Annotated in this window: 10 protein-coding genes; 9 read left to right on the forward strand and 1 reads right to left on the reverse strand. The window is 37.4% G+C overall.

The window, feature by feature from the left end:
• The first annotated feature begins 7 nt into the window (after nt 1–7).
• The 6 genes from ATHE_RS00980 (at nt 8) to ATHE_RS01005 (ending at nt 7,682) form a co-directional block, all read left to right on the forward strand.
• The gene (locus tag ATHE_RS00980) at nt 8–1,627 is read left to right on the forward strand and encodes an acyl-CoA dehydratase activase (RefSeq protein WP_015906822.1); all 1,620 of its coding nucleotides are present in this window, start codon (nt 8–10) and stop codon (nt 1,625–1,627) included.
• Between the two features lie 110 nt (nt 1,628–1,737).
• A complete protein-coding gene (locus ATHE_RS00985; RefSeq protein ID WP_013431266.1) occupies nt 1,738–2,187 on the forward strand; it encodes a MarR family winged helix-turn-helix transcriptional regulator in 450 nt (149 codons plus the stop codon).
• A gap of 19 nt (nt 2,188–2,206) precedes the next feature.
• Nucleotides 2,207–4,435: an ABC transporter ATP-binding protein gene (locus tag ATHE_RS00990; protein ID WP_015906823.1), complete on the forward strand. Its 2,229-nt coding sequence runs from the start codon at nt 2,207–2,209 to the stop codon at nt 4,433–4,435.
• On the forward strand, nt 4,432–6,318 hold the full coding sequence (locus tag ATHE_RS00995; protein WP_015906824.1) for an ABC transporter ATP-binding protein: 1,887 nt from the start codon (nt 4,432–4,434) through the stop codon (nt 6,316–6,318). The genes ATHE_RS00990 and ATHE_RS00995 overlap by 4 nt, the downstream gene beginning before the upstream one ends.
• A 198-nt stretch (nt 6,319–6,516) precedes the next feature.
• Complete coding sequence (locus ATHE_RS01000; RefSeq protein WP_015906825.1) at nt 6,517–6,957, forward strand: PPC domain-containing DNA-binding protein; 441 nt, start codon at nt 6,517–6,519, stop codon at nt 6,955–6,957.
• A gap of 29 nt (nt 6,958–6,986) precedes the next feature.
• A complete protein-coding gene (locus ATHE_RS01005; protein WP_015906826.1) occupies nt 6,987–7,682 on the forward strand; it encodes an RraA family protein in 696 nt (231 codons plus the stop codon).
• A gap of 41 nt (nt 7,683–7,723) precedes the next feature.
• Here ATHE_RS01005 and ATHE_RS01010 read toward each other — a convergent pair whose 3' ends face one another.
• Nucleotides 7,724–9,001, reverse strand: coding sequence for a methyl-accepting chemotaxis protein (locus ATHE_RS01010; protein ID WP_015906827.1), 1,278 nt, complete (start codon nt 8,999–9,001; stop codon nt 7,724–7,726).
• Between the two features lie 185 nt (nt 9,002–9,186).
• Between ATHE_RS01010 and murA the strand changes: the two genes are divergently transcribed.
• The 3 genes from murA to ATHE_RS01025 all read left to right on the forward strand — a co-directional run bounded on the left by murA (nt 9,187) and on the right by ATHE_RS01025 (nt 11,866).
• A complete protein-coding gene (murA, locus tag ATHE_RS01015) occupies nt 9,187–10,431 on the forward strand; it encodes a UDP-N-acetylglucosamine 1-carboxyvinyltransferase (RefSeq protein WP_015906828.1) in 1,245 nt (414 codons plus the stop codon).
• Between the two features lie 84 nt (nt 10,432–10,515).
• Nucleotides 10,516–10,929 (forward strand): DUF1284 domain-containing protein, encoded by a 414-nt coding sequence (locus tag ATHE_RS01020; RefSeq protein ID WP_015906829.1) that lies wholly within the window; start codon nt 10,516–10,518, stop codon nt 10,927–10,929.
• Nucleotides 10,922–11,866, forward strand: coding sequence for a biotin--[acetyl-CoA-carboxylase] ligase (locus ATHE_RS01025; RefSeq protein WP_015906830.1), 945 nt, complete (start codon nt 10,922–10,924; stop codon nt 11,864–11,866). The genes ATHE_RS01020 and ATHE_RS01025 overlap by 8 nt, the downstream gene beginning before the upstream one ends.
• Nucleotides 11,867–11,871: the final 5 nt, after the last annotated feature.

Consider the following 11,871-nt stretch of genomic DNA (forward strand, 5'->3'; position numbering starts at 1 on the left):
GCGATGAATGATAGCCTATGTTTGCAAATATACTCCCGTTGAGCTGATTAAAGCTTTTGGTGAAGAAGTTTATAAGTTAGAGCCAAAAGTAGCATCGGTTGAAAATGCAGAAAGGTTTTTGCACACAAATCTTTGCAGTTTTAGCAAGGCAGTTTTGGAGTACATATTGCAAAATGATATAAAAAGAGTTGTTCTGACAGCTTGCTGTGATAGTATGAAAAGAGTATATGACGTTTTAAAAGACAAAATGGAATTTATAGATATCATTGACGTTCCACGGATGGATTTGCCTCAATCAGTTGAATATTTCTCATTTGAGCTAAAAAGGTTTAAAGAGAAGCTTTCCTACTTCCTGAAAAAAGAATTTGACAGGGAGATATTCGAAAGTGAAGTAAGAAAGCTTACTAACAATTACAAAAATGAAGAGTGTGAAATAGCAATTTTAGGAGCACATGCAAGAGAAGATGTTGTGAAGACAGCTACCGAACTGTCAAATGGAAGGGTGTTGAATCTTACTTGTTCAGGACCGCGAATTTGTTTGCAAGATAATAAGTTTGATGGTAGTATTGAGGACTATGCAAAAATTCTTTTAAGCCTTCTGCCATGTATGAGAATGAATATGGAGAGGGATTTTTTAAATAAGAATCATTACAAAGGAATTATTTATAACACAATAAAATTTTGTGATTTTTACTCATTTGAATATGCAAAGATAAAAGATAGGCAAAACGTTTTAAAAATTGAAATGGACTATAGCCAAGAACTTTCTCAGCAAATTGTAACACGTATTGAAGCATTTGTAGAAATAACAGAAAAGCCTCAAATAAAATCTATGGAAAAACAAGGCCGAAAAAAATATTTTGCTGGTATTGATAGTGGCTCTACCTCCACAAAAGTTGTGATTATTGATGACAGCAAAAACATTTTGAGCTATTATATTACAAAAACAGGATTTGATGTTATAAAAAGTGCCAAGTCTGCCCTTGAAAAGGCTTGTGAACTTGCAGGTTTGAAAATAGAAGATATTGGTTTTATTGTCTCGACTGGTTATGGGAGAATTAGCATACCATTTGCCAACCTTCAAGTGACAGAGATTACCTGTCATGCGAAAGGGATACATTTTCTTTTTCCATCTGCAAGGACCATAATAGACGTAGGCGGACAGGACAGTAAGGTTATAAAAATAGACCAAAACGGCAATGTGGTTGACTTTGTCATGAATGACAAGTGCTCAGCTGGTACAGGAAGGTTTATAGAATATATGGCAAGGGTTTTAGAGGTTCGAGTTGAAGAGTTTTCAAAATGGCAAGAAGGTAAAGAGGATTTGACAATTTCAAGCATGTGCACAGTGTTTGCAGAGTCAGAGGTTATAAGCTTGGTAGCTCAAGGGAAAAGAAGAGAGGATATAATAAGAGCTATAAATAAGGCTGTGGCAACTAAAATAATTTCACTTGTAAATAGAGTAAAGGCTGAAGAAGACTTTGTTTTCACAGGTGGTGTTGCAAAAAACAAAGGCATTTTTTCAGAACTTGAAAAAAGATTGGGGCTAAAACTTTTTACTCCTTTTGAACCTCAAATAACAGGAGCGCTGGGTGCGGCTTTGATTGGGCTTGAAAAAAGAGGGTAGAAATTTTCCCGCTTGACATGCAACTTTTGCAAGAGTAAAATATAATTCGCATCCGAAATATTTGTATCAAAAATATTCGAATAGAAATAATTTATTATATGGTGGTGTTAATGGAATTAAGAGAAAAAAAGATTAAACTTTTGAAGCTGCTGAAAGAGGTATCAATAAAAGTTCGGGATGCACTTAAATACAGAGGTGATGATGTTGAGATACCTGCTTCTCATTGGATGATTATGAGTGTTCTTGACAAAAATGGTGAGATGAAAGTTGGAGATTTGAGTAATGTTTTAGGGCTTTCCAACTCAACAGTTTCGGGAATTTTAGATAAATTAGAAAAACTTGGATATATTGAAAGATCCAGAAGTACAGAAGATAGAAGAGTTGTGTGGGTTAGAACAACTCAAAAATTTAAAGATAGTTTAAAAAAGCATTTTAAAGAAGCTGAAAAACAGTTTGAAAATTTACTCAGCAAGGCAACAGAACAGGAAATAGATAAAATTATCGAAGGTTTTGAAACTCTTAAAAATATTTTAGACCGAGAACAGCTTGAAAAATTTTAACAAAAAGGGTGATAGCAAGTTGAAAAGAGTACTAAAATACCTAAAACCTTATACTTTGCTTGTATTAGCAGCAATTTTGTTCGTATTTATTCAAGCCATGAGCGAACTTACATTACCAGATTATATGTCAAAGATAGTTAATATCGGAATTCAGCAAAGTGGTATTGAAGATGCAACACCAGAGGCAATATCGAGTTCTACTATGGAAAAGGTTCTCTTGTTTATTCCACAGAGCAAAAAAGATGAGATTCTTTCTATGTACGAACTTGTGACAAAAACTTCTTCTGACTATGAAAGTTATAAAAAGAAATATCCAATATCATCCAAAGAAGATATTTATGTACTAAAAACAAAAGATAAAGAAAAAATTGATAAAATCAATGTTGACATGGGCAAGGCAATTTTGGCTGTTGCAGGAATAGAGAAGATGAAAAAAGAGGCGAAAAATGGAGTTATTAACTTTAACGGCAGGCAAATACCTGCAAATATTGACCTTTTTGCCTTATTAAAACAACTTCCGCAGCAGCAGATATACCAAATTCAAGAGGAGATAAACAAAAAGTTTTCATCACTTGGCGACAATATGATAGTTCAGGCCGCAGCCTCTGCAATAAAAGATGAGTATAAAAAAATTGGTATAGATATAGGCAAAAAGCAGACAATGTATATCATCAGGATGGGTCTTTTTATGCTTCTTTTGACATTGATTTCAGCAATCTCAACCATTTTAGTTGCATTTTTTGCAGCAAGGTCTGCAGCTGGTGTTGCAAGAGATTTGAGAAAAGATGTATTTTCCAAGGTTGAAAGCTTTTCTATTGAGGAGTTTGATAAGTTTTCGACAGCATCACTCATCACAAGAACGACAAACGACATCATGCAAATTCAGATGCTTTTTGTAATTGGAATAAGAATGATATTCTTTGCACCTGTGATGGGAATTGGAGGCGTGTTCAAAGCACTTTCAAAGAGCCATTCAATGTCGTGGATCATTGCGCTTGCTGTGATTGTACTTCTGGGGCTTATCATGATTTTGTATGCCATTGCAATGCCAAAGTTTATGATTATGCAAAAGCTAATAGATAAGCTAAACCTTGTGGCAAGAGAAAATCTGTCTGGTATCATGGTTGTTCGTGCATTCAACGCACAGAAGTTTGAAGAAGAGAGGTTTGACGAGGCAAATAGGGATCTTACAAAAGTAGGTCTTTTTGTTAACAGGGCAATGGCAATGCTTTTCCCGTCCATGATGTTTATCATGAACGGTGTGACGCTTTTGATTGTATGGGTAGGTGCTCACTATATTCAAAATTCGAGCATGCAGGTTGGTGACATGCTTGCGTTTATGCAGTATTCTATCCAGATAATCTTTTCGTTCTTGATGCTTTCAATGCTCTTTATTCTTGTTCCAAGAGCTGCTGTTTCTGCAAGACGTATTGAAGAGATTCTTATAACAGAGCCTACAATTAAGAATCCTGAAAAACCTGAAAAATTCAAAGAAGATATGAAGGGTATGGTAGAGTTTAGAAATGTATCATTCAAATATCCAGGCGCAGAAGAGTATGTTCTGCAAAATATAAATTTTAAAATCTTGCCTGGTCAGACAGTTGGAATTATTGGTAGAACAGGAAGTGGCAAGAGCACACTTGTAAACCTTATCATGAGGTTTTATGATGCAACAGAAGGTCAGGTTTTGGTAAACGGCGTTGATGTTAAAAAGGTAAGGCTGGAAGATTTAAGATCAAAAATAGGGTATGTGCCACAAAAAAGCTGGCTTTTCAGCGGCACAATCAGGTCAAACCTCAAGATTGGCAACGACAATGCAACAGATGAGGATTTAAGGCAGGCTGCTGAGATTGCCCAGGCGCTTGAGTTTATAGAGGAAAAGCCGCAAAAGTTTGATACTGAGATTGCACAAGGTGGAAGCAACGTCTCAGGTGGGCAAAAACAAAGACTTTCGATTGCAAGAGCGCTTGTCAAAAATCCTGATATTTATATATTTGATGAGAGCTTTTCGGCACTTGATTTTAGAACTGAACTGAAGCTCAGAAGAGCTTTAAAAGAAAAGCTAAAGGACAAAACAGTGATAATAGTATCACAGAGGATAGCAACATTAATTCATGCAGACCAGATAATAGTTCTTGAAGATGGGAAAATTGCTGATATTGGCAGGCATGAAGAACTTTTAAAAAGCTGTGAGACATATCGCGAGATTGCTATTTCACAGCTTCCAGAGGAGGAATTGCTGGCATGAGTGAAAGACAGACAACATCGTACAGACCTCATATACAAAGACCGAGAAGACGTGGGCCTGGTGGACCTATGGGACCTGGGTTTGTGGGTGAAAAGCCCAAGGATTTTAAGACTGCTATGAAAAAGCTCATAAGGTATCTATCTGCTTACAAGGTTTCACTTGTTGCAGTAATTGTTCTTGCAATGCTATCTGCTGCATTTTCAATTGCAGGACCTAAAATACTCAGCAAAGCAATAACAAAGATATTCGAAGGCATCATGAATAGAATAACAGGCACAGGAAACGGCATTGACTTTGAGTATGTTGGTAAAATCGTTTTAATTTTGCTGGGGCTGTATATTGTAAGTGCTCTTTTTGGCTACATTCAGGGCTGGATAATGTCAGGCATTTCGATGAAGTTAACGTACAGGCTCAGAAAAGAGATCTCACAAAAGATTAACAGGCTTCCTTTGAAGTACTTTGAGGGCACAAACCAGGGTGAGATACTGTCAAGAATCACAAATGATGTTGACACACTCACACAGACTTTAAATCAGAGCCTAACACAGATAATAACCTCAACAACCATGGTTATCGGCGCACTTGTTATGATGCTCAGCATAAATGTCTTGATGACAGTTGTTGCACTGCTTATAATTCCTCTTTCTTTTTCGGTTGTTGCGTTCATAATTGGGAAGTCACAAAAGTTTTTCATGCAGCAGCAAGAATATTTAGGGCATGTGAATGGTCATGTTGAAGAGGTTTACGGTGGTCACATTGTTATCAAGGCTTTCAATGCTGAAAAAAAGAGTATAGAAAAGTTCAATAATCTTAACAACAAGTTATATGAAGCTGCATGGAAATCACAGTTTTTGACAGGCGTCATGATGCCGCTTATGAACATCATAGGGAATCTTGGATACGTTGTTGTGACTGTCATGGGCAGCTATCTTACAATAAAAGGAGCAATTGAGGTTGGCGACATTCAGGCGTTTGTCCAGTATATAAGGTCGTTCACACAGCCAATTGCCCAAATTGCTAACATATCAAACATCCTGCAGCAGACAGCTGCTTGTAGCGAAAGGGTGTTTGAGTTTTTAGAAGAAGAGGAAGAAGTGCCAGATACACCAAATCCGGAGATTAAGCTTGACAGCATAAAAGGAGATGTAGAGTTTAGAAACGTCAAGTTTGGCTACAGGCCAGACAAAGTTGTTATAAAGAACTTTTCAGCAAAAATCAAAGCTGGGCAGAAGATTGCAATTGTTGGTCCAACAGGTGCGGGTAAAACTACCATTGTAAAACTTTTAATGAGGTATTACGATGTGAATGATGGTGCGATTTTGATAGATGGGCATGATATAAGGGAGTTCAAACGTGAAGATTTGAGATCGCTTTTTGGAATGGTATTGCAGGACACATGGCTGTACAATGGCACAATCAAAGACAACATCCGCTATGGCAAGCCAGATGCAACAGATGAAGAAGTAATAAGAGCTGCAAAGCTTGCACACGTTGACCATTTTATAAGGACACTACCTCAAGGATATGACACCGTTTTGAATGAGGAGACAACAAATATTTCTCAAGGTCAAAAACAGCTTTTGACAATTGCAAGGGCAATCCTCAAAGACCCCAAAATTTTGATACTTGACGAGGCAACAAGCTCTGTTGATACTTTGACAGAGATCCAGATACAAAAGGCAATGGACAATCTCATGAAAGGAAGAACATCGTTTATAATAGCCCACAGGCTTTCAACAATAAGAAACGCAGACCTCATTTTGGTCATGGACCATGGCGACATTGTTGAGCAAGGTACACACAAAGAGCTTTTGCAAAAAGGCGGATTTTATGCTCAGCTTTACTACAGCCAGTTCGAAAAGGAAGAAGAGCTTGCAGGATAAAAAGACATTTTACCATAAAAGTTATGGGCCCTGGGTGGCTTTATTTCCCAGGGTACTTTTGTTTTCTCATAAATTTAAAAATACTGTACAAAATTTTGCAATAAAGAGAGTAAAAATGTCTATGTAGAAGAGAACAGAAAAGAGATAAAATTAAAAATGAGAAAGAACACCAGATTCTTAAAGAAGGTGTGATTTGGAATGAGGGCGTTTGAACTTAAAAATCCAAATGGCATTTCTATGTTCATTTTGAACCTTGAACCAGACGAGCTTTTGCTTGAATCACTTCAAAATTTTATCAGAGAAAAGGGGATTAAAAACGGCTGTATTGTAAGCGGCATAGGGACGCTTAAAAAGCTTGTGTATCATAGGGTCACAACAGTTGAGCCGAATCCAACAAATGAGTTTTTAGAGGTGCAGGGGCCTATAGAGCTTTCAAGTATGCAAGGGCTTGTGGTGGATTTTCAACCGCACATCCACTTTGTTGCCTCAGACCTCAAATCCACTTATAGCGGGCATCTAGAAAATGGAAGCATTGTGCTTTACCTTGCAGAAGTTTTAATTTTGAAATTGGAGGATATTAACTTAAAGAGAATTCCAGATGAAAAAGGAATCTCTTTTATAAACCTTCTACAAGAATAAAAGTATTTTTGAAAGGTGGTTAAAAATCAATGTTTGACCAAAGAGAGAACTTGGAGCTAATTGAGATGTTTTCACAGCTCAGAGTTGCTGATGTTCGAGATGGTCTTGATTATCTTCTTTTACATCACAGATTTAGTCTTCCGTACACAATAAAGCCACTTTTCAGAACAAAAGCAGTTGGGATTGCAAAGACTGTAAGATACTTACCATACGATGGAGAAATTCCTAAAATGACACCGCAGGAATATGAAAAGTGGTGTGGATATTATTATACAAACATATGCCCATATCACTGGATTTCTGAGATTCAAAAAGGAGATTTTATTGTCATAGACCAGAGCGGTGTTGATGCCGGGCTGATGGGTTCGAACAACTCACTGGACGGCTTTTCAAGAGGAGCTGTCGGGTATGTAACAAATGGTGGGCCGCGCGACACAGACGAGCTGATAATCCAAAAGATACCTTTCTGGTCGAAGTTTGTATCACAAAAGACGGTGATTGGAAGACTAAAGTTTGATGCAATGAATATTCCTGTGAATATCGAAGGGGTTTTAATAAAACCAGGCGATGTGATTGTTGCAGACGGCGATGGTGTTGTGGTTGTTCCACGCGAGCTTGCATATGATGTTTACAGCTTTGCTAAAAAAGAACTTGACAATGATAAAGTCTCAAGAAGAAAACTGTATGACCTTATGGGCTGGGAGTATGATGAGACTGTGAAATAGAGAAAAAGAGGACTGTCCATTTGCTGGACAACCCTCTTTTTTTATCGTATCTTGTATTTTTTGAGCCTCTTTTCAAGCTCATCGACAAGCTTTTGAAGTGACTGTGCAGAGTATTTCATTTCGTTTATTGAGTTTAGCTGATTTTCAACAGTTGCTGCAACCTCTTGTGATGCTGCCGCCGTCTCTTCAGATACAGAAGATATGCTCTCTATTGCCCGAATAACTGCATTTCTTGCCTCTTCCATTCTACTGAGTGCTTCTTTTACAACATATGTCTTTTCTACAATTGCGTTTATCTCATCAGAGATTTTTGAAAAAGACTGCTGTGATTCCACCACTGCATCTTTCTGACCGAGTGCTGCCTCTTTTATTTCGTCTATGATCTTTATTGTGTTTTCTGTCTCACCCAAAATCACATCAACAATAGAATTTATTTCATCTGCTGCCTTTTTGCTCTGGTCGGCAAGTTTTCTGACCTCGTCTGCAACAACTGCAAACCCTCTTCCTGCTTCACCTGCTCTTGCTGCCTCAATTGCAGCATTGAGTGCTAAAAGGTTTGTTTGCTCAGCAATTGTGTTTATTACCTCAACAAAGTTTGAGATGTTCTTAATCCTGTCAATAAAAGACATAATAGTGTCGATTACCTTTTCAGCTGTTGACACTGCAATTTCACTCTTTTCCCGAAGAGCACTCATCTTCTCAATTCCATCTTTGTTGAGGACATCAATCTTGTTTGCCTCTTCAATCACACCGTTATAACTTTCTGACACAGCATTTATCTGTTCAGAAAGGTTATTTACAAGCAAAACACCATGCTGTGCTTCTTCAGCTTGCTGGGATGCACCTTTTGCAATTTCCTCAACTGTCTTTGCAATCTCTTCAATTGCAGCGGCTGCTTCTTCAGATGTCTTTGTGACCTTTTTGGACGCACCGACAATTGCGTTTGACAGGTCAAAAAAGCTTTCAATAAGCGTCTTTATATCCGAAAGAACAATGTTTACGCTCGATGCTACTCTCTGGATGTTGCCGAACTCTTTTGACGAAATCAGTTTGCTGTAATCCCCGTTTTTGATTTTTTCAAGAACATCTTCAAGCTTTAAAATCATTTTGTTCATTTCATAACGAATCATAAAAGCAGTCAGTGAAAGTGTCAGTAAAAATGTAACTGTTGCAACTAAGATAGAGTAGAGTTTTAATTTGGCTGTTGGCATTATAATGCCAAGTATGATGTCAAGTAGAATAATAAAAGCTAAAGCAACATATGTAAGACTTATAACTCCTTTTTTGACAGCGCCATTTTGCTCATTTTTTGGTGGCATTTAGTTCACTCCTTTAACCCAAAAATTTCTTTTGTTACTTCTATTATAATACAAGATGTGACCTTTTTGCTAATATTTCTTTTTAAAATAGTATCTAAAAATTATATAAAACTTTTTGTCTAAAACCATAAAAAGATTTCAATACTACTATAATAAACAAAACTTTAAGACGAGGAGAAAAATAAATGTCGAAATTTGTAATAGAAGGTGCAAATAAGATTTCTGGCTCAATAAAGGTTCACAGCTCGAAAAATGCGATTTTACCACTTTTGACAGCATCTTTGCTGTCGAATGATATGGTTGAAATTCTGGATGTGCCGCTTTTGGAAGACATCAAGGTGCTTTTGCAGCTTCTTTCACATTGTGGGTGCGATGTAAAAATTGAGGACGGCAAACTGCAAATCACTCCTGATATCAAAAACGGTGATATAAACGTAGATGGGGTAAACAAACTCAGAGCTTCAATACTTCTTTTAGGAAGCCTTCTTGCGCGTGGGAAAAAGGTTGTGCTGGGTATGCCGGGCGGGTGTAACATTGGCACACGACCCATTGACCTTCACATAAAAGGGCTTTCCCAGCTTGGTGCAGAGATTAAACTCAATCAAGGGTACATTGAAGCAAAGGTTAAAAAGCTAAAAGGTGCTAAGGTATATTTAGACTTTCCGTCCGTGGGTGCAACAGAAAATATCATGATAGCAGCTGTTTTAGCAGAGGGGGAGACCATAATAGAAAACGCTGCGACAGAGCCAGAGGTTGTGTGTCTTGCAAATTTTTTAAACTCAATGGGCGCAAAAGTGATGGGTGCCGGCACTGATACCATCAGGGTTTTGGGTGTGAAAAAACTTTTTGGCTGCTCATTTGTTCCAATTCCAGACAGGATTGAAGCAGGGACGTACATGGCAATGGCTGCAATGTGTGGTGGGGAGCTTGAACTTACAAATGTGATTTGTGAGCATATAAGGTCTATTGTTGCCAAGTTCAAAGAAAGTGGTGTGAAGGTCTATGAAGGGGAAAATGCTGTGCGCGTTGAAGCACCCGAAAGGATTTTGGCAACAGACATAAAAACCCTGCCTTACCCTGGTTTTCCGACTGATATGCAGGCACCCATGATGAGTATGCTAAGTATAGCAAAAGGCACAAGCGTTATCATTGAGACAATATTTGAAAACAGATTTTTGCACGTTGGAGAGCTTGTCAAAATGGGTGCGAATATAAAAGTGGAAGGAAGAGTAGCAGTGGTTGAAGGTGTTAAAAAGCTCAAAGGTGCAAAGGTTGAAGCAAAAGACTTGCGCGGTGGTGCTGCACTTGTTTTGGCAGCGCTCTGTGCAGAAGGTGTAAGCGAGATTGAAGGTGCATCTCACGTTGACAGGGGGTATTTTGAATTTGAGAAAAACATTACAAGTCTTGGGGGTAAGATAAAGAGAGTTTAAAGGGATTTTGTCTTCCTTGATGAAAAATTGTGGTATAATTAAATTAAAAAGTTTGTTTGCCGAAAAGAAATGAGCAGAACAAAAATGCCAATTATACTCAGAGCACATCATCTTTTGTGTTTTTTAGGCTTTAAAGGAGCAGGGTATAGCAAAGAGTTTGTTGGAAATTTTGAGAGGGTTTATAAAAGTGTTTACCTTAAAAATGCACCTATAACAATTGTATCTTTTCCAGATGAAATTTGCAGATATTGCCCAAATTTGGCTGCTACAGAGTGCAGGTTTGAAGGGAAGGTCAAAAAGTATGATGAAAAAGTAGTTGAGCTTTTAAAGCTATATGGGCTTTCTGATTTAGAAGATGTGTTGCCATCTGAAGTTTATAATGTTTTGAAACAAGCTTTGCCACAGCAGCTGGAGAGTATCTGCCAAACATGTGAATGGTTTGCCCTTGGTTTTTGTAGAGAAAGCTTTCATAGAAAGGACTTGTGGAAAAATGGATGAAAAAGACATCTTCATATTAAGAAAGCTATATGAAAATGAGTATATCTCTGGTGAAGAGCTTGCCTCTTCTTTGAATATTAGCCGAATGGCAATAAACAAGAGGATAAAATCGCTGAAAGCTTTGGGCTACAAGATTGAGTCTGCCAGGAAAAAAGGTTATGAGCTTGTTGACAAAGATATAATAAGAGTTTGGGAAGTAAAAGACTACATCCAATCTTCAAACCTTTTCAAAGAGTTTATATACCTTGATGAAATAGACTCAACAAATACATATGTAAAACAGAACCAACAACATCTTGAAAACGCAACAGTTGTATATGCTGAGAGACAAACTCAAGGAAGAGGTAGGCTTTCACGCAAGTGGGTAGACATTGAAAAGGGTATAAAGATGTCCATATTATTGAAACTTATTTTGTTTGACTTAGAAAAGATTGTACCGCTTACACTTTTCACAGGACTTATGATAAACAGGGTTTTAAGAAAATATGGAGTTAACTCTTTTATAAAATGGTCAAATGACATATACTTAAATGGCAAAAAGGTTTGTGGAATTTTGTCAGAACTGTCAGGTGAGGTTGAAGGTCTTGGCAGTATTATAATTGGTATAGGAATCAACGTCAATACAAAAAGCGTGCCAGAGGATATAAAAGACATCGCAACAACCTTGAAAGCTGAAACATCGCAAGATTTTGACAGGACAAGACTAATTATTGACATTTTAAATGAATTTGAAAGAGAGCTTCCCAACTTTGATAAATATGGTTTTTCATATTTCAAGGATGAATATAAAAGCTTTTGTTTAAATTTTGGAAAAGAGATTTTGATAAATGGTGAGAGGATGTTTTGCAGAGATATTGGCGAAAATGGGGAGCTTGTATGTGAAAAGGATGGGGAAATAATAGAGATTTCAAGCGGTGAGGTACTAATGAGGTTTTAAAAAGG

The sequence above is a fragment of the Caldicellulosiruptor bescii DSM 6725 genome (genome assembly GCF_000022325.1).
In the GTDB taxonomy this organism is placed as follows: Bacteria; Bacillota; Thermoanaerobacteria; order Caldicellulosiruptorales; family Caldicellulosiruptoraceae; genus Caldicellulosiruptor; species Caldicellulosiruptor bescii.

Bases quoted from the DNA above. Each gene is read 5' to 3' on its own strand.
- ATHE_RS00980 (WP_015906822.1), top strand. From the start codon at position 8: ATGATAGCCTATGTTTGCAAATATACTCCCGTTGAGCTGATTAAAGCT.
- ATHE_RS00985 (WP_013431266.1), top strand. From the start codon at position 1,738: ATGGAATTAAGAGAAAAAAAGATTAAACTTTTGAAGCTGCTGAAAGAG.
- ATHE_RS00995 (WP_015906824.1), top strand. From the start codon at position 4,432: ATGAGTGAAAGACAGACAACATCGTACAGACCTCATATACAAAGACCG.
- ATHE_RS01000 (WP_015906825.1), top strand. From the start codon at position 6,517: ATGAGGGCGTTTGAACTTAAAAATCCAAATGGCATTTCTATGTTCATT.
- ATHE_RS01005 (WP_015906826.1), top strand. From the start codon at position 6,987: ATGTTTGACCAAAGAGAGAACTTGGAGCTAATTGAGATGTTTTCACAG.
- ATHE_RS01010 (WP_015906827.1), bottom strand. From the start codon at position 9,001: ATGCCACCAAAAAATGAGCAAAATGGCGCTGTCAAAAAAGGAGTTATA.
- murA (WP_015906828.1), top strand. From the start codon at position 9,187: ATGTCGAAATTTGTAATAGAAGGTGCAAATAAGATTTCTGGCTCAATA.
- ATHE_RS01020 (WP_015906829.1), top strand. From the start codon at position 10,516: ATGCCAATTATACTCAGAGCACATCATCTTTTGTGTTTTTTAGGCTTT.
- ATHE_RS01025 (WP_015906830.1), top strand. From the start codon at position 10,922: ATGGATGAAAAAGACATCTTCATATTAAGAAAGCTATATGAAAATGAG.